We start from the raw sequence: 18,695 nt of genomic DNA, 5'->3' as shown, positions 1-18,695 counted from the left end.
GGCGGAACCGCCCGCCCGCCCGTGGAGGTAGATCGCGATGGAGACCCCGCCGCAGCTCACCGACGGACGGCTGTTCTCCTCGTGGCAGGCGGACGTCCCCGCGCTGCTGGTCGTCGTACTCCTCGGCGGCCTGTACGGCTGGGGCGTCCTGCGCCTGCGGCGGCGCGGCGAGGCCTGGCCGGTGGCGCGGACCGCCGCGTTCGCGCTGCTCGGCCTCGGCACGATCGTGGTCGCCACGATGTCGGCGCTCGCCGTCTACGACCGCGTCCTGTTCTGGCCCGCCGCCGTCCAGAACGTCCTCCTCGACCTGATCGCCCCGCTCGGCCTGGCCCTGGGCGATCCGCTACGGCTGGCCCTGCGCGCCCTGCCCGAACGCGCGGCGGCTCGCGCGCAGGGGGCGATGACCGGGCGAGTCGTACGACTGCTCACGTTCCCCTTGGTCAGTACGGCCCTGGTGCTCGCGACCGAGCTGACGATCTACTTCACGCCGTACTTCGAGACCGCGCTGGCCGACAACTGGCTGCACCAGCTGATGTATCTCCAACTGCTGCTCGCCGGGAGCCTGTTCGTCCTCCCGGTGCTCACCCGCGAGGAGGCGCTGCCCGCCTGGTGCACGCATCCGGTGCGGGCGGGGCTGGTGTTCGTCGACGGGATCATCGACGCGATCCCAGGCATCGTGGTGATGACCCACGGCACCCTGATCGCCGGCGCCTGGTACCTCAGCCACTCCCCGTCCTGGGCCCCCGACGTCCAGCACGACCAGCAGCTCGGCGGCGGCGCGATGGTCAGCATCGCCGAACTCGTCGCCCTCCCCTTCCTCCTCGCGATCCTCGTCCAGTGGGCGCGCACGGAGCGGGCCGAGACGGTGGCGTTGGACCGGCGGCTGGACGCGGAGCTGGAAGTGGTCCGGGCGACGCCCACAGAGACGAAAACGGGGACTTCTACTGAAACGGGGACTTCTACTGAAGGGCCCGATCTCGTACGCCCCTGGTGGGAGACCGAGAACAGCGAGGTCGCGGAGCGCATCCGGGGTCAGCGGTAGGCGTTCCTCACACCACGTCCAGGGCGTCCAACTCCCTTATGAGCCGGGCCCCTTCACGGATCATGATCTCCGGGTCGCGCAACGCGTTGGAGAGCAACGACATGCCCTGGTAGGCGCCGATCAGGGTCAGGGCGAGACCCTCGGGATCGACCGCGCCGAGCTGCCGGTACTGCTCCGCCACCCAGTCCACCAACCGCCGTATGACCTGGCCCGCGGCGAGATCGAGGCCGTCCTCGTAGCGCTTGTCCAGCTCTACGGCGAGCGTGCCCATGGGGCAGCCGTGGCGGGCCGCGGTGTCCTTCTGCTCGACCCAGCCGCCGATGAGGGCCTTGAGGCGTTCGCGCGGGTCGGGGAGGTGGTCGAGCTGTGCGGTCAGGGTCTCCAGGTTGCCGGTGTGCTCGGAGAGGGCCGCCTCGATCAGCTCGTCCTTGGTCTTGAAGTAGTAGTAGACGTTGCCCGTCGGGACGTCGGCGGCGCGGGCGATGTCGGCGATGGTCGTGCGCTCCACGCCCTGCTCGTGCAGGACCCGGGCGGTGGCGGTGGTCAGACGCTCCCGCTTGCCGCGCGGGGCGGGCCGGGAATCTTTTGAGTCAGTCACCTGACTAACTATAGACAAACTGCGGGTCGGTCGTGTTAGCGTCTTCTCGATGGAGTTAGTCAGCCAACTAACTCATACATGACGGGGGTGGCGAGATGATCGCGGTGACGGGTGCGACCGGGAACGTGGGGCGGGCGCTGGTGCGGCTGCTCGACAAGGAGGGCGTGCCGGTGACGGCCGTGGCCCGGCACATCGGCGAGGCCCAAGTGCCGCCCGGGGTAAGCACGGTGGCCGCCGACCTGGCCGAACCGGACGGCCTGCGGGGCGTGTTCGAGGGGGCCGAGGCGCTGTTCCTGCTGGTGGCGGGCGAGCGGCCGTACGACATTCTGGACGTGGCCAAGTCCGCCGGTGTCCGCAGGGTGGTGCTGCTGTCCTCGCAGGGGGCCGGGACCCGTCCGGAGGCGTACGCGCATCCGCGCCGATTCGAGGCCGCCGTACGGGAGTCGGGGCTCGACTGGACGATCCTGCGGTCGGGCGGGCTGGACAGCAACGCGTTCGCCTGGGCCGGGTCGATCCGGGCGGGACGGACCGCGGCGGCGCCCTTCGGTGACGTGGGGCTGCCCTTCGTGGACCCCGACGACGTGGCCGCGGTCGCTGCCGCCGCGCTGCTCACCCACGCTCACACAGGCGCGACCTACACCCTCACCGGCCCCGCGCCGACGACACCCCGCGCGCGGGCGGCGGCGATAGCGACCGCGCTCGGTGAGCCGGTGACCTTCGCGGAGCAAACGCGCGCGGAGGCCCACGAGTTGATGGCACGGTTCATGCCGTTGCCCGTGGTCGAGGGCACGTTGGCGCTGCTCGGCGAGCCGACCGAGGAGGAGCGGCGCGTGAGTCCCGACGTCGAGCGGGTGCTGGGGCGGGCGCCGGGCACGTTCGCGGGATGGGCCGAGCGGAACGTGGTGGCGTTCCGGTGACCACAACCCACTCCACCCGCGTCCTCGACTCGACCATGTCCCACCGGGAGTTGGGCAGCGGGGTGCCGATCGTGTTCCTGCACGGCAACCCGACCTCGTCCCACCTGTGGCGGAACGTCATGCCGGGTGTCGCTTCCGGGCGGCTGCTGGCACCCGACCTCATCGGCATGGGCGACTCGGGCAAGCCGGAGATCGCGTACTCCTTCGCCGACCACGCCCGGTACCTGGACGCCTGGTTCGAGGCGCTCGGGCTGCGGGACGTGGTGCTGGTCGGACACGACTGGGGTGGCGCCCTGGCCTTCGACCGGGCCGCGCGCCATCCGGACCGGGTGCGGGGCATCGCGTTCACCGAGACCATCGTCAAGCCGCTGAGCTGGGCCGAATTCCCCGAAGGGGGACGGGAGTTGTTCCGCGCGATCAAGACGGAGGGGGTCGGTGAGGCCATGATCCTCGACGAGAACGCCTTCATCGAGCAGGCACTCCCCGCCGCCTCCGCGACCCCGCTCGCCCCGGCCGACCTCGCGGTCTACCGCGAGCCGTACCCCACCCGCGAGAGCCGCCGCCCCCTCCTGCGCTGGGCGCGCTCGATGCCGCTGGGCGGCGAGCCCGCCGACGTCGTGACCAGGGTCGAGGCCTACGACCGGTGGCTGGCGGCCAGCCCGGAGGTACCCAAGCTGCTGCTCACGTTCGCGCCCGGAGCGGGGACGATGATGGACGAGGACACCATCGCCTGGTGCGCGGCGAACATCTCCGCCCTGGAGATCGAGCACTCGGACGCCGTCGCCGGCCATCACACACCGGAGGACCGGCCCGAGTTGATCGCGGCCGCGATATCGGGCTGGGTGGAGCGGCTCGGACTCACGCACGGTCACAGAACGATCACGACGAGGGACTCCCAGGTGAACGGGTAGCGGATCGGCGACAGAATGTGACCCTCCGTCAGGGGGACGGGGCTCAGGGGGGATGGTCAATGAGCGCTTACCGGTTCAATCCGCCGCCCGGCTGGCCCGTGCCGCCGCCGGGGTGGGCGCCGCCGCCGGAGTGGGTGCCCGACCCGACGTGGCCGACGCCTCCGGAGGGCTGGCAGTTGTGGGTGCCGGAGGGGGCTGTTCCCGGGACCGTCACGGCGGCCGCACCGGAGCCGGGCGCACCCGCCTCCCCCACCGCTCCCACCGCTCCCGCCGTACCCGCGCCCCGTAAAAGCGGCCTCTTCGGCCGTCGCCGGGCCGACGCCCTCTCCGAGGCCGACGAGTTGCGGGCCTGGATCACCCGGACGCAGGGGCTGGACGCCGTACAGGTGGCCGATCTGGTGCGGCGGACCGAGCTGGAGGCGGCCGAGTTGCGCGAGCGGCTCGGTGCCGAGGCCGCGGCGGAGGCGCAGGGGGTGTTGAAGGACGCCCGGGACACGGCGAAGGAGATCCTCGACGACGCGCGCCGGACGGCGAAGGAGACCGAGCGGACGCGCAAGGACGCCGACCGGCAGCGCAAGGAGGTGTTCGACGGGGAGCGGCGGCTCGCCGAGCTGCAGGCGCGGATCGTCGTCACCGACGAGACCGCGATGCTGCAGGAGGCCGGGGTCTACGCGTACCGGCACGCCCTGCACGACGCCATCGCCTACCGCAGCCGGCTCGACACCCTGCAGACCGAGATCAAGAACCTCGCCCGCACCGACCGGGCCGTGCTCGCGATCACGGGCTGGACGGTCAACGGCTCCACGCGCGAGGGCCAGAAGATGGTCCGCGACTTCTCCAAGCTGATGCTGCGCGCCTACAACGCCGAGGCCGACTACGCGGTGCGGACCATGCGCCCGCACCGGCTGCGCTCGCTCGTCGACCGGCTCTACAAGAGCCGCGAGACGATCGCCAAGCTCGGCGCCACCATGCACATCCGGATCAGCGACGAGTACCACAACGCGCGGGTGAGGGAGTTGGAGCTCACCGCCGACTTCCTGCAGAAGAAGGACGAGGAGAAGGAGGCCCAGCGCGAGGCCCGCGCCAAGGAGCGCGAGGAGGCGGCCGTGCAGCGCGAACTCGACCGCCAGCGGGAGAAGTTGAACAAGGAACTCGGCCACTACCAGGTGGCCCTCGACCGGCTCCGCGAGCGCGGTGACGAGGCGGCCGTCGCGGAGATGGAGGCCAAACTCGCCGAGATCGAGGGCGCGTTGCAGGACGTCGAGACCCGCGCGGCGAACATCCGCACCGGCTACGTCTACGTCATCTCGAACGTCGGCGCCTTCGGCGACCGCGTCGTGAAGATCGGCATGACCCGCAGGCTCGAACCCCTGGACCGGATCTACGAGTTGAGCGGCGCCGCGGTGCCGTTCCGCTTCGACGTCCACGCGCTGATCTTCAGCAAGGACGCGGTCGGCCTGGAGTCGGAACTCCACCGGCGGTTCGCCCCGCGCCGGGTGAACCAGGTGAACAGCCGCAAGGAGTTCTTCTACGCCACCCCGACCGAAGTACGGGACGCGCTACGGCCGTTCACCGGCCAGCACCTGATCGAGTTCACCGAGGAACCCCAGGCACTGGAGTGGCGGGCCAGCAAGCAGCCCGCCTGAACCGGCTAGCGCACGATCCGCACCTGCCGCGACACACTCACCTGGTCCACGTCGGACGTCCTGACCGTGACCTTCATCGTCCAGGTCCCGGCGATCGGCAGGTTGAGGGTGTTGGTCCCCCAATAGCCGCCCTCGTCCTTGACATTGGCGTCGAGGGGGCCGACCTTCTGGGCCGGGAGCGTGAAGGAGAGCCGGAGTTCGGGGACGGTGGCGAAACCGCCGTCGGGGCCGTAGACGACCGCCTCGACGGAGTTCTCGCCGACGCGTCCGGGGTCGAGGGTGATCTGCACCTTGCCGCCCGCGTTGCCGACACGGAAGGGGACGATGGTGACGGAGGCCGCCGGGATGCCGGCCGAAGTCGCCGTCTGCTGCGCGTCCGCCGCCGCGCGGCCGGGGAGGGTGTTGGTCAGCAGGGTCGTGATCACCAACACCACGACACCGACGCCGACTTCGAACAGCACCGAGCGGCGCAGACCGCGCCGGAAACGGTCCTGGGAGCCGTCGCCCCGGTCCGGAGAACCGTCGCCCCCGCCCTTGGAATCGGCACCGGAAGTCGAGGCACCCTCGCCCCCGGACGCCGCCGCCCCGTCCGCCCCCGTCCGCACCAACTCCGGTACCTGGAGCCGCACTTCCTCCCCCACCATCCGCCCCGTCCACCGCCGCGACCACCCCGCCACGGCGAGCAGCAGCGTCACCGCGCCGAGTTTCACGAGCAGGATGCGGCCGTACGACGTCTCGGTGAGGGCGTTCCAGGAGCCGAGGCCGCGCCAGGACTGGTAGACGCCGGTGACGACCAGGACGGTCACCGAGGCGAAGGCGAGGCGGGAGAAGCGGGCCACCGGGGCCGCGTCGAGGTCCGACGAGCGGTAGAGGACGGTGAGCAGGGCCGTCAGGCCGCCCAGCCACACCGACATCGCGAGCAGATGCAGCACCGCCGAGGTCATCGCCACCGGCACCTGGATCCCGGCGGAGGCGTGCTCGGCCGATGCCCAGGTCAGCGCCAGCCCGACCGCGAGGACGGCACCCGTCCCCAGGGCCACCCGTCCGAACCGCTCGCGCCCCCGAAGTCGTAGGAGGAATGCGGCTGTTGCGGCGAGGAGGAGGAGACGGGCCGCGAGTGCCAGGCCCGGGCGGGAAGTCAGCGTCTTCGGGATCGCGGAGGGTTCGAAGGCCGTGGCCAGGCTGGTGCCCGCTTCGTAGGGGGCGCGGAGGATCAGGAGGGCGAGCGTGGCCGCCAGGAGGGTCCACCAGCCCATCAGGATCGGCTTGTTGAGGACGGTGGGGTTCGGGGGGCGGCAGAGGGTGACGAAGGTTGCCGTGCCGATGAGGAGGGCCGCGGCTATGTACGCGAAGTAGCGGGCTATGTCGTACAGGCTGCCGGTCAGCGGGTCCTCGACCGGGGCCGTGCTGACCGGGGTGGTCGTGGCGGAGGGTTTGCCGATGGAGAAGGTGAAGGCGCCCGAGACCGGGTGGCTGTCGGCCGAGACTACGCGCCAGGCGACCGTGTAGGTGCCGGTGCCGAGCTTGGCCGGGAGGGTCACGCTCGCCGTGTCACCGGCGTCCTTCGCGTGGTGCGCGGAACTCGTCTTCACCCGCCGGTTGTCGGGGTCGTAGACGCGGAAGGAGTCGTCGAGGAGGGCGACGGACTCGGAGAAGGTGAGGGTGACGGTGCGGGGGGCGGACTTGAGGACGCTGCCGTCGGCGGGGTCGGTGGATTCGAGGGCGGCGTGCGCGGACGCGGTGCCCGCGGTGCCGAGGAGGAGCAGGACCAGCAGGGAGCCCAGCAGCACCAGCCCTTGAACTCCTCGCCGTCGGCCCCGTCCGCCGCCTCCTCCGTGTCCACAACCCTGTCCCTCATTCCGTCGTCGGCGCACGTCACATCTCCGTCTTCGGACTTGCAGGTCTGCGGTTATGTACGGGGGAAACACACGTCTCGCTCACCAGGTGGGCCGCGCCAACACTCCGCCGTCCACGACCAGGTCGTGCCCGGTGACCCAGGAGGCGAGACGGGACGCCAGGAACACACACGCGTCCCCGACATCCTCCGGCCGCCCCAGCCGCCCCGTCGGCGCCGCCGCCCGCCACCGCCGCACCCCGTCCGGCCACGCCTCCGCCAACCCCTCCCGGTCGATCAGACCGGGCGAGACCGTGTTGACGCGGATGCCGTACGGGCCGTACTCCAGGGCGGCGGACCGCGCGTGCATGACGACGGCGGCCTTGGACGCGGAGTAGTGCGCGTGGAGGGCGGCGGGGGCGCTCGCCTCGATGGAGGCGATGTGCGTCACCGTGCCACCGACACCGTGTTCCCTCATCACCTCGGCCGCCGCCTGTGTGCACGCGAAGACGCTGGTCAGGTTGGTGTCGACGACCGTCCGCCAGTCGGCCGCCGTCATCCCGGGCAGGGGCTGGGTGGGCTGGACGCCCGCGTTGTTGACCAGTGCCGTGAGCCGTCCACCGCTCCACTCGGCCGCCTCGCGGACCAGTCCGCGGCAGGCGTCCTCGTCGGCCAGATCGGCTTGCAGTACGAGGGCACGGGCGCCCAACTCCCGTACGCGATCCGCCACTTCACCGGCCGCCTCCACCGCCGTACGACAATGGAGTACGACCCCTGCCGCGCCCTCCTCCGCGAACCGCAGCGCGATCCCCCGGCCGATGCCGCCGCTCGCGCCCGTGACCAGGGCGAACCGGCCCTCCAGCAGGCGGCTCACGGGCGGCACAGCCCGGTGATGCGGGCGGCCTCAGAGGGGTAGCGGGCGGTCAACTCGCCCGCGTCGCCGTGCTCGTAGCCGTCGTAGGTGAAGCCGGGGGCCATCGTGCAGCCGAAGAACGACCACGCGCCGCCCGCCACCACCCGCGCCCCCATCCAGGTGCCGCCGGGCACGGTGAACTGGAGGTGCCGGCCGTGGAGCGGGTCCGGCCCGAGGACCGTCGTGCTCGACGTGCCGTCCGGGGCGAGGAGCAGGAGTTCCAGCGGGTCGCCGAGGTAGAAGTGCCAGACCTCGTCGGCGGGGAGACGGTGGAGCGCGGAGAAGTCGTCCGCCGTGAGCAGGGCGACGATCGCGGTGCCCTCCGGGCGGCCGTCGGGCCGCGCCGGGCCCGCCCACATCTGGCGGAACAGGCCGCCCTCGCGGGGGATCGGCTCCAGCCCGTAGTGGGCGACGAGGTCCTCTGGGGTCACTCCGGTCATTTCGGCAGGCTACGGGAAGGCCACCTCGCGAGGGAGAAACGCCAGTTGAGCGTGCTTTTCGGGGATGAAGACATCCGGTATGTCCACCTCCGGGAGGACGACCCTCGGGCCCGCCACGAACCCCTGGCGCAGGAAGCGCGCGATCGCCTTCTCGTTCCGTACGTCCGGGTCGACCACGATCCGGCGCCGGTCCAGACCGAGCAGGACGTAGGAGGCGAGAACGCCCATCAGCGTTGCCGACCAGCCGGGCCGGTCGCCGTCCGGTCCGGCTGGTGCGAGGAGGAGGTGGATGCCGATGTCTCCGGGTTCTACGGCGTAGCAGTCGCCGACGCGGTCGGCTGCGGGGTCGTAGGTCTGGAGGAGCCCGACGGGTTCGTCGTCCCTCGTGACCAGGTGGGCGTGGTGGCTGTCGAGGGTGTCCATGTGGGCGTAGATCTCGGTGACTTGGGCCTGGGTGAGGCCGTTCATGCCCCAGAACGCGGCGCGTTGCTCGCTGACCCAGCGGTGGATCGTCGGGGCGTCGGCGACGGGGTCGAGGGGGAGGACGCGGACGATGCCGAAACCGGTGATGTGTTGTGCGTGGACGGGTTGGCGGATGGGGGCGGTCTCTTCGTGGAGTTCGAGGCGGGTGAAGTCGGTGATCACCGGGACCAGATCTCCCTTGAGCCACAAGGGCAGTTGATCGCGGTGATGGGCTGAGCCGGCCACCCCTGACGCCCCCAACGGCACCACCCACAGGCTGTCCTCCCGCCGGGCCAGGTCCCACACGAAACGGGCCGCGGGGCCGCGCGCGCTGAGGTCGGTGAGCCCGGGGACCGAGGAGGTGCAGAGCACGCAGTCGTGGTCACCGGACAGGCCGGGAGCGGGAGTTGGGGCGGTCTCGCCCAACGCTCGCCAGGGGGTGAGGCGATGGGTGTCGCCCCACGTGCCGACCGGCTTCGCGGCGGCCTCCTCGACCGCCGCCCGTACGGTCTCCGGCCGGTCGATGCCGTACAACTCCCTTGCGCTCAGGAGGTGTTCGAGCGCGAAGGCAACACGCGGGAGCAGCGCGAGCCACGGCAGGAAGACCTCCGGGTACGCGGGTGGTTCGGCCAGCGCGGCGAAGGTGGGGTGGGCTGCGAGCCGTCGTACGACCGCGCCACGCACGGCGGCGTAGGCGGCGGCGTCGGTGCTGTCGGCGTCCATGCGGCGGTCCCAGGCGAGCAGCCGTTCGCGGAGTGCGGAGGCTTCGGGGGTGAGGTCGGTGAGTGCGGCGAGGTGGTCCAACAGGGGTGTGGCGGAACCGAGATGGGTGTCCATGTGGATCGCGGGCAGGTCGGCGGCTGACCACTTATCGCGCTCGGCGAGCAGTGCGGTGATGCGGTCGGCGCGGTGGTTCGGGGCGAACTCGACGCCGAGCGGGGTGGCGGGGCCGCGCTGGTTGGCCATGACGGCGATGCCGTCGTCGGTGAGTCCGGCGCGGGGCGGTTCGTGCCAGCCGTGCCACTCGTGGCCGGGTTCCCAGGCGGGGACGAGCCGGGTGCGGTTGGCGTCGGCGCGCAGCGGGACCTTGCCGGCGACCCGGTGCAGCGTTCCGCCTTCGGTGTCGGCGGCCTGGACGACGTTGACGGGTTCGGCCCAGTCGTCGAACGCCCGGTCCACGTCGGCGACTTGGCGGGCACGGAGGAGGGGGAGCAGGGAGGTGAAGCCGAGGTCTTCGGTGACGCGGGGCGGGTAGCGGAGGCTGACGGCGAGGGGTGGGGTGTGGAGCGAGGTGCTGATGCCTGCGTCGAGTCCTTCCGGCCCGCCGATGACGACCGGCCCGCGTTCGGTCTCGATGATCTCGACCTCGACGGGGTCCTCACCGGCCACGTCGATCGTCTCCGTGTGGCGGGCGGCGCGGCGCCAACTTCCGTCCGGGCCAAGGGCTTCGACGCCGGCGCCGGTGCGGCGGAGCCGTTCCCGGTACAGGTCCTGGTAGTCGGCCATCGCGTTGGTGATGGCCCAGGCGACCGTGCCGGTGTGCCCGAAGTGGGCGATACCCGGGACACCGGGCACGGTGAGCCCGACGACGTCGAACTCCGGGCAGGAGAGGTGTACTTGCTGGTAGACGCCGGGGTCTTCGATGAAGCGGTGCGGATCCCCGGCGAGCAGGGCCTGCCCGGTCGTGGTCCGTTCCCCGCTCACCAGCCAGCCGTTGCTGCCGGAGGTACCGGGGCCGTCGGTGGCGAACAGCCCAACCGCGTCGGGCCCGAGGTGCCGTATCGCCTCTTCGCGCCAGAGCTTGGCGGGGAAACCGGCGAAGAGGATGTGGGTGGCCAGCCAGATACCGAGGGGGGTCCAGGGGTTCCAACGGCCGCGTTCCAGGCCGGAGTCGGCGAACTCGGGAGCCGAAGTCCCCGCGGCCAAGCCCTCGTTGACCCCGTCGACATACGCCCGGACCCACCGCGCGGTCTCCGGGTCCCGCTTCTCCAGGGCCTCGAAACAACGCCTCGCCGTGTCGTCGAGCCGCACGCGCCGCGCGAAGAGGTCCCAGGGCAGGGCGCAGACGCCGAGGAAGGAGGCCGACGTGCCCTGGGCGCGGTGCCGTTCGACCTCGATCCGCCAGGCGCGGTCGAGGGCGGTGACACGGCCCTGGGCGCGGGCGAGCTCGTCGGCGCTGTCGGCGCGCAGGTGGGGGATCCCCCAGGTGTCGCGGTAGATCTGGGTCGTCACCCGGTGACCCCTCTGTTTCGAGGCTGATTTTTAGGTTAGCCTTGCCTAAGTTACTGGTGGGAAAGCGTACGCGAAGGGTGAAGAGACCATGGCGCAGGGGCGCGGTTGGGAGGGCGCGGTACTCAGGCTGCTGCGCGCGAAGGACTTCGAGTTCACGGTGACCCGGGCCGAGGACGTCACCCCGCGCTACCGCCGCCTCCGCCTCACCGACGGCGGCATGCTCGCGGCGACCGGCGTCCACCCGACGATGTGGGTCCGCCTCTGGTTCGACAACGCCGGCAAGCCCCACCAGCGGGCGTACACCCTGGTCGACCCCGACCCGGCGGCCGGCACGTTCGGCCTCGAATTCGCCCTGCACGAAGGATGCGCGAGCGACTGGGCACGGGGCGCGAAGCCCGGCGACACGATCGAGGCGACCGTCCAGGGCACGGGCTTCGAGACCCCCGACCCCGCCCCCTCCCACCTCTTCGCCATCGGCGACCCGGCGTCACTGCCCGCCATCAACTCCCTTCTGGGAACGGTCGGTTCGAAGGTCCCGGCGACAATCTGGTTCGAGGGCGACTCCGACAGCCTCCCCTTCCGCACCGACCCGTCCCTCCACGAGGTCCGCCACCACCCCCGGGGCCAACTGTCCGACCGGGTACGCGCGCAACTCCCCGACCTGCTGAAGGGCAGCACCGACCCGTACGTCTGGATCACCTGCGACACGTCTACGACGCGGGGGCTGTCGTCGTACGTCCGCAGGGAGTTGGGCGTGCGGCGGGAACGGGTGCACGCGCTGGGGTACTGGCGGGCGTCCTGAGGGCGGGGGGACCCTCTTCGCAAAAGTGTGACACTTCCGCGCGAAGTGACACACTTCTGGGGCTGTCCTCTCCCGGGGGACCGGGCGTCCCCGCGCACCACGATTCCGGAGTACAGACGTTCGTCTGCATAGCATGCGTGGGATGAGGACTTGGCGTGAGGCCCTGACGGAGAGATATCTGGCGGTCGAACGCGTAGCGGGAGCCGGGCGCCCACGGACCCGCCTCCAGAAGTGGGCTTCGCGGCATCCAGTACGCCTCGGTGTCTACATCGCTGCTCCCGTGACCATCGGAGGCCTGCTGATAGCCGAGAACCCCGGATCAGTGATGGTTGCGCTCATCGCCGGGCCCGTGTCGGGGGCCTTCTATGCCCTGATGGTCATCACGGACCAGCTCCTTCGAAGCCGCCTCAGGCGACGAATGGCACTCGGCAGCGAGGACTGACGCAGACGTGATCAGGGTCAGCAGGACGAGCGCATGAGTTCACCCTGACCGGTTGGACACCGGCCATCGACGCCACACCCGCCTCACATACGACCGTCACGCCCAGCCGAATTCACCAGCGCCGACACCCACGCCCGCGATGAACACGGCGAACCCCGAGTCCGAGAGCATCAGTGTCTGCCCCGAGGGGGCCTTGCTGTCGCGGAGCACTCGGCTTCCGTCGGGCAGGACGGCGACCTCGACACAGTTGGCGTTGTTTCCGGAGTACGACGACTTCGCCCACACCAGTGAGGTCAAAGCGGGTTGTGTGTTCGGCTTCATCGATCCTGCTCCATTTCGTGAAGAGCGTTCTGGATGAGCACGCGCGACTTGCTGACATTGGCTGCGGCCACGTTGAGCCGACGAAACAGCGTTGTGTACTTCTCTACGTCCGTCACGTCCTCGTAGTAGAGGCTGCTGGTGGGCGACTCGGTGTACACGACGTCAGTTTCCGTCGAAGTGGGGAAGCTCATGATGTTGAACGGCCCGAACAAGCAGGCGTTCATGGGGTCTTCGCGCGGCAGGACCTGAAGCTCGATGTTCCGCTCCCGGCTGTCGGCGATCAGGGACTTGAGCTGGCCGCTCATGACGTCCGTGCCGCCCACCCGGTGATAGAGGGTGCTCTCGGCGATGATGACCCAGAGTTGCAGCGGATTGTCTCCAGCCAGCAAGTTCTTGCGTTCCCGTCGGACATCGAGCTGCGCCGCGAGCATCTCCCGGGCGGCATCGGGTGCCTGGAGGTCGAAGAGCGCCTCTGTGTATTCGGGAGTCTGCAGCAGCCCCGGTACCAAGCTGGTCTCCACGCTGTAGATCTCCGAGGCGTCCGCCTCGACAGCGGCGTAGGTCAGGTAGGCCGGCTCAAGCACGTTGCTGTACTGATTCCACCAGCCCTTCTGCTTGGCCTCGCGGGCCAGTTTCTCGATGGCCGCGCGCTTGGGCGGATCGGTGACGTTGTACGCGTCCAACAGGGCCCGCAGATCAGGCAGTCGGACACCTGACAGGGCGTTCTCGATACGTCCGACTTTGGACTCCGCGGAGCCGAGCACCTTGGCGGCATCGACGTGCGTCAGCCCCGCAGCGATCCTCAACTCGCGCAGGGTACGCGCGAGTCGCTTCTGACGGAACGTCGGATGGTTGTTGGTGGGCACAGGTTGAGCCGCCTCTCCTCACTCCTTCTTGCAGGTCAAGTGTGCCGTGAGCTTCAAGGTGAGAGCAATAGGCATTCACATGTACTCAAAGTAGTGACTTGACACTTCATGGACTCTGCCCTGCATAGTACTTGCCGATGGCGACGTGACCGCGATCCCGTCCGAGGGGACCGAGTATGGCTGAACCCAGGTCTTTGCAGGTGCGATACAGGAGGTATCGCCCATCCGTGCCAGTCGCCCGCACCGGGGCCAAAACCCTGGCCAAGGAGTGGGGCTTACCGCGATACGCCGCTGACTTCCTAGAGTGGGTAGTCACCGAACTCGTGACCAACGCCGTAATCCATGGCCGCACAATGCGGGGAAGCCGCGTCCTGGTGGCCTACCAACTTTGCTGACGATCTGCTCCGCGTCGAAGTCCGCGACGCAGCCGACGGCATGCCATGCGTTGATCGCGGCCGGGGTCTACAGATCGTCGCCGCGCTCGCCGACGACTGGGGCGTGACCCCGAGGGTCATCGGAAAGAGCGTGTGGGCCGAGATCGGCGTTTCCGCGAAGCGAGGTCGGTATGGCTGGTGACACGAGGGGCGCTGACAACGTGCACCCCGTCCCCCTGCTCGCCGCCTCCCTCCGCCTGGTCGCCGTACCCACAGCCGTCGCCTGCTCCCGGATGTTCGTGCGGCACACGCTGAGCCGCTGGAACCTCCAGGACCAGCAGGAGAGCGCCACGCTCGTCATGAGCGAACTGGTCACCAACGCCGTCAAGGCAGGCGGCCTCACCGAACCCGACCCGAAGCCCTGGCAGATCAAGGCCGAGCACGTCATCGCCATACAACTCCGCGTTCTCGACGGGAGCTTGTTCGTCGAGGTGTGGGACCGGACGCCGGAGATGCCCGTACTCCAGCATCCGGGCGTCAACGCCACTAGCGGCCGAGGTCTGCTTCTCGTCGAGGCACTCGCCGAACAGTGGAACGTCTACGGCCCACCGGTGGGCGGCAAAGTCGTGTGGGCCGAGCTGCCCCTTGAACCGTCCGCGGAACCGCCCCCTCACGATCCCCCGCACAAACCACTCCTCCTGCCCCACGGCGTCCGCGCACCACAAGGACCCGTCGAGCTCCAAGCACGTCAAGCCCTGCTCGACCACCTGATGGTGACGACGTTGGAGCGGAGGCGAAGGTGACGCACCCGCCCACCGGCAGGCGTCCCCCGCCCGAACGCGCCATCATCGGGGTCATGGACGCAACCCTTCACCTCGCCCAGGACCCCGCCGCCGACGAACTCCTCGGCCGTTCCCCGCTCGCCGCGCTGGTGGGGATGCTGCTCGATCAGCAGGTGCCGATGGAGTGGGCGTTCAAGGGGCCGCGGACGATCGCCGACCGGCTCGGGGCCGCCGATCTGGACGCGCAGGAGATCGCCGCGCAGGACCCCGAGGCCTTCGCGGCGCTGCTCTCCGAGAAGCCGGCCGTGCACCGCTACCCGGGGTCCATGGCCAAGCGGATCCAGCAGCTCTGCCAGTACCTCGTCGAGCACTACGACGGGGACGCGAGCGGTGTCTGGGAGGGCGTCGGCACGGGTGCCGAGTTGCTCAAGCGCCTTGAGGAGCTGCCCGGGTTCGGGAAGCAGAAGGCGCAGATCTTCCTCGCCCTGCTCGGCAAGCAGCTCGGGGTCACGCCGAAGGGCTGGCGCGAGGCCGCCGGGGCGTACGGCGAGGCGAAGTCCTACCGTTCCGTCGCCGACATCACCGGCCCCGAGTCCCTGGCCAAGGTCCGCGCCCACAAACAGGAGATGAAGGCCGCGGCCAAGGCAGCGAAGGCGGCAGGCGGCAAGTAGCCCGGCCTCTACACCCCGCCCCACCCCGACCTCCCAGGGGCGCGGGGCCGTGTCGACATGCGGCTCCGCCGCGCGGGCCCCCACCCACCCGCACTCCACACACAACCAGCGCGCCCGACCACCCCGTCAGCCAGGTGGCCCGCCCCGGTGGCGCCCCGTAGGCCCCCGGTCAAAACATGGACCATGACCGAGGCACCGAGCGGCCCCTGGGGCCCGGAGTACGACGACCGCCGCGCCCACGCGCCACGCGACCCGCGGCCCCCGCAAGACGAGCCGGAATTCGAAGGGCCCCTCTTCGCCCTGTCCAAAGCCGCGTGGCAGGTGGTCCTGCTCACCGGCGTCGCGTCCCTCATCCTCGGCGTGCTGGTCCTCGTGTGGCCCGGCGCGTCCCTCTTCGCGGCCGGCATCCTCTTCGGCCTCTACCTGCTGGTCAGCGGCATCTTCCAGCTGGTCGCCGCCTTCGGCACACACCGGGCGACCTCGCTGCGCGTCCTCGCGTTCATCAGCGGCGCGCTGTCGATCGTGCTGGGCCTGTTCTGTTTCCGCGGGCCGATGCAGTCGATCCTGCTGCTCGCCCTGTGGATCGGCATCGGCTGGCTGATCCGGGGCATCACGCAGACCCTGGCCGCCATCCACGACCAGACGATGCCCGCCCGCGGCTGGCAGATCTTCCTCGGGATCGTCACCTTCATCGCCGGCATCGTGCTGATCGACTCCCCGTTCCGCTCGGTCGCCGTCCTCACCCTCGTCTGCGGCATCTGGCTGGTCGCGGTCGGCGTCGTCGAGATCGTCACCGCGATCCGGATGAGAAGCCACGCCAAGAAGGTGCCCCAGGCCCTGTGAGCCTCGTTGGTAGGCCGTGCGGGCGGTTTACGCGCCCGCCGCGATGAACGCCGTACGGCCGCTGGGAGATGACCTTCCATGAGCACGAGGGTGCGCCCCGCACACAACCTCCCCCGCAGCCGCGCCTGGCTGCGGGGCCTCGTGCTGCTGCTCGCCCTGCTGGTGCCCGGCACGCACGCCGAGATGCGCGCGATGCCCGTCGCGGTGGCGTCCGTAGAGACGACCGTCGAGTACGACGTCCTCGATACGGCCGCTGCCCTACGGCCCGTCTCCCTCACCGTCCACCGACCCGCCGCACCCCTGCGGCCCGCGCCCGCACCGGCGTCCCGGGCCTCCCGGGTGCGATCCTTCCCCGCGCCGCCCTCCCCGCCGTACACCCTCCGCGCCCTGCGCACCGTGGTCCTGCGCTGCTGACGGACCGACCTCCCCCCAGGTCAACCGTCACCACGACGCTAGGAACACAGCCATGCCCATCGACCCGTACGCGGTCCTGCGCGCCCTGCTGCGCGCGGAGGCCGTCCGCAACGCGCCCAAGCCGGAAGTCCGCCGGCCCGAGCCGCAGCGGCCCCCGGAGGAACAGGGGCGCTGAGCCAGTACGGCCCGGCGGGGGCTAGCGCTTCCGCCGGGCCGTGCCGAAGAGGGAGCGGGTGATCTCGCGGCCGATCTGGGTGCCGACAGAACGTGCCAGGGACTTGAACATCCCGCTGCCGACGACCTGTTGGACCATCGACTCGTCCTCCTTCGCCGGCTTGGAGGCCGCCTTCGCAGCTTCCTTGGGCTTCGGCGCCTCCGCCGTGAGCTTCTCGTACGCCGACTCCCGGTCCACAGCCTGTGCGTAACGGCCGTAGAGGGACGAGGACTTGACCGCCGCGTCGAGGGTCGCCGCGTCGATCGGGCCCATCAGGGACTCGGGGGCGCGGAGGCGGGTGACGGCGACGGGGGTCGGGGCGCCGTTCTCGCTCAGGACCGTGACGACCGCTTCGCCTGTGCCGAGGCCCGTGAGGATCTCCTCCAGGTCGTAGGAGGAGTTCGGGAAGGTCTTCACCGTGGCCTTCAGCGCCTTCTGGTCGTCGGGGGTGAAGGCGCGGAGCGCGTGCTGGACGCGGTTGCCGAGTTGGGCGAGGACGTCGCCGGGTACGTCCTTCGGGGTCTGCGTGACGAAGAAGACGCCGACCCCTTTCGAGCGAATGAGGCGGACGGTCTGCGTGATGGAGTCCAGGAAGGCTTTGGAGGCGTCGTTGAAGAGCAGATGCGCCTCGTCGAAGAAGAAGACGAGCTTCGGTTTGTCGGCGTCGCCGACCTCCGGGAGGTCGTGGAAGAGGTCGGCCAGCATCCACATCAGGAAGGTCGAGAAGAGCTGCGGTTTGTCCTGGACCGCCGGGAGTTCGAGGACGGAGACCATGCCCCGGCCGTCCGACGCCGTGCGCAGCAGCTCGCTCGTGTCGAAGTCGGGCTCACCGAAGAAGTCGGCCATGCCCTGTGCCTCGAAGGCGGTGAGGGAGCGCAGGATCACGCCGGCCGTGGCGGTGGAGAGGCCGCCGATGTTCTTCAGTTCCGGCTTGCCCTCGTCCGAGGTCAGGAAGGTGACGACCGCGCGCAGGTCCTTGAGGTCGATCAGCTCCAGGCCCTTGGTGTCGGCGTAGTGGAAGATCAGGCCGAGGGACTGCTCCTGGGTCTGGTTGAGCTGCAGGACCTTCGACAGCAGCACCGGGCCGAAGTCCGTGATCGTGGCCCGCACCGGGATGCCGTGGCCGATGCCGCAGAGGGCGTAGAACTCCGCCGGGAAGCCGGTCGCCGTCCACTGCTGCTTCACTTCCGCCGCCCGGCCCGCGACCTTGTCGTTCGTGACGCCGGGCGCCGAGATGCCTGACACATCGCCCTTCACATCCGCGAGGAACACCGGCACGCCCTGCGCCGAGAGCTGCTCGGCGATGAGCTGGAGGGTCTTGGTCTTGCCGGTGCCGGTGGCGCCGGCGACGAGGCCGTGGCGGTTGAGCATCGGGAGAGGGATGCGGATCTGCGCGTCGGGCAGACAGGCGCCGTCCCACAACAGGGCCCCCAGGTCGAGTGCAGGTCCTGTGAAGGCGTACCCGGCGGCGATCGTCTCGCTGTCACTCATATCAGACCTCTGTTCCCGTTTTGCCCGGCTTTACGGCATCTTTTCCAGCGTCGCACTCCGTCTCCATGGCTGCGCCCGGAACGTCATGACCGGTAGGCTTTCCGTGTGATCTTCAAGCGCATCGGAAACGGCCGGCCGTACCCCGACCACGGCCGGGAAAGCACCCGGCAGTGGGCGGATGTCGCGCCGCGCCCGGTCCGCCTCGATCAACTCGTGACGACCAAGGGCCAGCTCGACCTGGAAACGCTCCTCGCCGAGGACTCGACCTTCTACGGCGACCTCTTCGCGCACGTCGTGAAGTGGCAGGGCGACCTGTACCTGGAGGACGGCCTGCACCGCGCGGTCCGCGCCGCGCTGCAGCAGCGCCAGGTGCTCCACGCGCGCGTGCTCGAGCTCGACTGAGACGCCGGTCCACTAGTGCGTTGACCCTTTCGGGTTGGTCTCGGCGCTGTCGAATGATCATCTAGTAGGCATCGTCGC

Annotated in this window: 19 protein-coding genes; 11 read left to right on the top strand and 8 right to left on the bottom strand. The window is 70.1% G+C overall.

The window, feature by feature from the left end; genetic code table 11:
* Positions 1–37: 37 nt before the first annotated feature.
* A complete protein-coding gene (locus OO69_RS38570) occupies positions 38–1,042 on the top strand; it encodes a cytochrome c oxidase assembly protein (protein ID WP_033285581.1) in 1,005 nt (334 codons plus the stop codon).
* A 7-nt stretch (positions 1,043–1,049) separates the two neighbouring features.
* On the opposite strand, the gene OO69_RS38565 is transcribed toward OO69_RS38570, so the two are convergent.
* A complete protein-coding gene (locus OO69_RS38565; protein WP_033285580.1) occupies positions 1,050–1,640 on the bottom strand; it encodes a TetR/AcrR family transcriptional regulator in 591 nt (196 codons plus the stop codon).
* 95 nt (positions 1,641–1,735) lie between these two features.
* On the opposite strand from OO69_RS38565, the gene OO69_RS38560 reads away from it, so the two are divergent.
* The 3 genes from OO69_RS38560 to OO69_RS38550 are packed head-to-tail and all read left to right on the top strand — an operon-like array spanning position 1,736 to position 5,114.
* Positions 1,736–2,557 carry an SDR family oxidoreductase gene (locus OO69_RS38560; RefSeq protein ID WP_033285579.1) on the top strand — a complete coding sequence of 274 codons (822 nt, stop codon included), beginning with the start codon at positions 1,736–1,738 and terminating at the stop codon, positions 2,555–2,557.
* The gene (locus tag OO69_RS38555; protein ID WP_267885237.1) at positions 2,554–3,468 is read left to right on the top strand and encodes a haloalkane dehalogenase; all 915 of its coding nucleotides are present in this window, start codon (positions 2,554–2,556) and stop codon (positions 3,466–3,468) included. The genes OO69_RS38560 and OO69_RS38555 overlap by 4 nt, the downstream gene beginning before the upstream one ends.
* A gap of 59 nt (positions 3,469–3,527) precedes the next feature.
* Positions 3,528–5,114 (top strand): DUF4041 domain-containing protein, encoded by a 1,587-nt coding sequence (locus tag OO69_RS38550; protein ID WP_033285578.1) that lies wholly within the window; start codon positions 3,528–3,530, stop codon positions 5,112–5,114.
* A 5-nt stretch (positions 5,115–5,119) separates the two neighbouring features.
* On the opposite strand, the gene OO69_RS38545 is transcribed toward OO69_RS38550, so the two are convergent.
* From OO69_RS38545 to OO69_RS38530, 4 genes are all read right to left on the bottom strand, one after another.
* Positions 5,120–6,904, bottom strand: a complete 1,785-nt coding sequence (locus OO69_RS38545; protein ID WP_033285577.1) for a copper resistance CopC/CopD family protein — start codon at positions 6,902–6,904, stop codon at positions 5,120–5,122.
* Positions 6,905–7,051: 147 nt separating this feature from the next.
* Positions 7,052–7,831 carry an SDR family NAD(P)-dependent oxidoreductase gene (locus OO69_RS38540; protein ID WP_033285576.1) on the bottom strand — a complete coding sequence of 260 codons (780 nt, stop codon included), beginning with the start codon at positions 7,829–7,831 and terminating at the stop codon, positions 7,052–7,054.
* Positions 7,819–8,292: a cupin domain-containing protein gene (locus OO69_RS38535; protein WP_199811112.1), complete on the bottom strand. Its 474-nt coding sequence runs from the start codon at positions 8,290–8,292 to the stop codon at positions 7,819–7,821. Before OO69_RS38535 ends, OO69_RS38540 begins: the two co-directional genes overlap by 13 nt.
* A gap of 18 nt (positions 8,293–8,310) precedes the next feature.
* A complete protein-coding gene (locus OO69_RS38530; protein ID WP_033285574.1) occupies positions 8,311–10,995 on the bottom strand; it encodes a GNAT family N-acetyltransferase in 2,685 nt (894 codons plus the stop codon).
* A gap of 88 nt (positions 10,996–11,083) precedes the next feature.
* Between OO69_RS38530 and OO69_RS38525 the strand changes: the two genes are divergently transcribed.
* On the top strand, positions 11,084–11,797 hold the full coding sequence (locus OO69_RS38525; protein ID WP_033285573.1) for a siderophore-interacting protein: 714 nt from the start codon (positions 11,084–11,086) through the stop codon (positions 11,795–11,797).
* Positions 11,798–12,335: 538 nt separating this feature from the next.
* On the opposite strand, the gene OO69_RS38520 is transcribed toward OO69_RS38525, so the two are convergent.
* The gene (locus OO69_RS38520; protein ID WP_033285572.1) at positions 12,336–12,560 is read right to left on the bottom strand and encodes a DUF397 domain-containing protein; all 225 of its coding nucleotides are present in this window, start codon (positions 12,558–12,560) and stop codon (positions 12,336–12,338) included.
* Positions 12,557–13,426 (bottom strand): helix-turn-helix domain-containing protein, encoded by an 870-nt coding sequence (locus OO69_RS38515; protein WP_033285571.1) that lies wholly within the window; start codon positions 13,424–13,426, stop codon positions 12,557–12,559. Before OO69_RS38515 ends, OO69_RS38520 begins: the two co-directional genes overlap by 4 nt.
* 595 nt (positions 13,427–14,021) lie before the next feature.
* Between OO69_RS38515 and OO69_RS38510 the strand changes: the two genes are divergently transcribed.
* From OO69_RS38510 to OO69_RS53640, 5 genes are all read left to right on the top strand, one after another.
* Positions 14,022–14,603 (top strand): ATP-binding protein, encoded by a 582-nt coding sequence (locus OO69_RS38510; RefSeq protein WP_234444639.1) that lies wholly within the window; start codon positions 14,022–14,024, stop codon positions 14,601–14,603.
* A gap of 53 nt (positions 14,604–14,656) precedes the next feature.
* Positions 14,657–15,253, top strand: coding sequence for an HhH-GPD-type base excision DNA repair protein (locus tag OO69_RS38505; protein ID WP_033285605.1), 597 nt, complete (start codon positions 14,657–14,659; stop codon positions 15,251–15,253).
* A 183-nt stretch (positions 15,254–15,436) separates the two neighbouring features.
* Complete coding sequence (locus tag OO69_RS38500) at positions 15,437–16,096, top strand: HdeD family acid-resistance protein (protein WP_033285570.1); 660 nt, start codon at positions 15,437–15,439, stop codon at positions 16,094–16,096.
* Between the two features lie 78 nt (positions 16,097–16,174).
* Complete coding sequence (locus OO69_RS38495) at positions 16,175–16,510, top strand: hypothetical protein (protein WP_033285569.1); 336 nt, start codon at positions 16,175–16,177, stop codon at positions 16,508–16,510.
* Positions 16,511–16,562: 52 nt separating this feature from the next.
* The gene (locus tag OO69_RS53640) at positions 16,563–16,685 is read left to right on the top strand and encodes a hypothetical protein (protein WP_267885236.1); all 123 of its coding nucleotides are present in this window, start codon (positions 16,563–16,565) and stop codon (positions 16,683–16,685) included.
* 21 nt (positions 16,686–16,706) lie between these two features.
* Here OO69_RS53640 and OO69_RS38490 read toward each other — a convergent pair whose 3' ends face one another.
* Complete coding sequence (locus OO69_RS38490) at positions 16,707–18,215, bottom strand: helicase HerA-like domain-containing protein (protein WP_033285568.1); 1,509 nt, start codon at positions 18,213–18,215, stop codon at positions 16,707–16,709.
* A 105-nt stretch (positions 18,216–18,320) separates the two neighbouring features.
* Here OO69_RS38490 and OO69_RS38485 point away from each other — a divergent pair, with 105 nt between their 5' ends.
* Positions 18,321–18,617 (top strand): type II toxin-antitoxin system VapB family antitoxin, encoded by a 297-nt coding sequence (locus tag OO69_RS38485; RefSeq protein WP_003999914.1) that lies wholly within the window; start codon positions 18,321–18,323, stop codon positions 18,615–18,617.
* Positions 18,618–18,695: the final 78 nt, after the last annotated feature.

It is taken from the genome of Streptomyces sp. NRRL F-525 (assembly GCF_000716605.1).
Lineage (GTDB): Bacteria > Actinomycetota > Actinomycetes > Streptomycetales > Streptomycetaceae > Streptomyces.
This window is presented reverse-complemented; position numbering and strand designations above follow the sequence as displayed.

Coding starts and splice junctions, on each gene's coding strand:
- OO69_RS38570 (WP_033285581.1), top strand. CDS start 38: ATGGAGACCCCGCCGCAGCTCACCGACGGACGGCTGTTCTCCTCGTGG.
- OO69_RS38560 (WP_033285579.1), top strand. CDS start 1,736: ATGATCGCGGTGACGGGTGCGACCGGGAACGTGGGGCGGGCGCTGGTG.
- OO69_RS38550 (WP_033285578.1), top strand. CDS start 3,528: ATGAGCGCTTACCGGTTCAATCCGCCGCCCGGCTGGCCCGTGCCGCCG.
- OO69_RS38525 (WP_033285573.1), top strand. CDS start 11,084: ATGGCGCAGGGGCGCGGTTGGGAGGGCGCGGTACTCAGGCTGCTGCGC.
- OO69_RS38520 (WP_033285572.1), bottom strand. CDS start 12,560: ATGAAGCCGAACACACAACCCGCTTTGACCTCACTGGTGTGGGCGAAG.
- OO69_RS38505 (WP_033285605.1), top strand. CDS start 14,657: ATGGACGCAACCCTTCACCTCGCCCAGGACCCCGCCGCCGACGAACTC.
- OO69_RS38500 (WP_033285570.1), top strand. CDS start 15,437: ATGACCGAGGCACCGAGCGGCCCCTGGGGCCCGGAGTACGACGACCGC.
- OO69_RS38495 (WP_033285569.1), top strand. CDS start 16,175: ATGAGCACGAGGGTGCGCCCCGCACACAACCTCCCCCGCAGCCGCGCC.
- OO69_RS53640 (WP_267885236.1), top strand. CDS start 16,563: ATGCCCATCGACCCGTACGCGGTCCTGCGCGCCCTGCTGCGCGCGGAG.
- OO69_RS38490 (WP_033285568.1), bottom strand. CDS start 18,215: ATGAGTGACAGCGAGACGATCGCCGCCGGGTACGCCTTCACAGGACCT.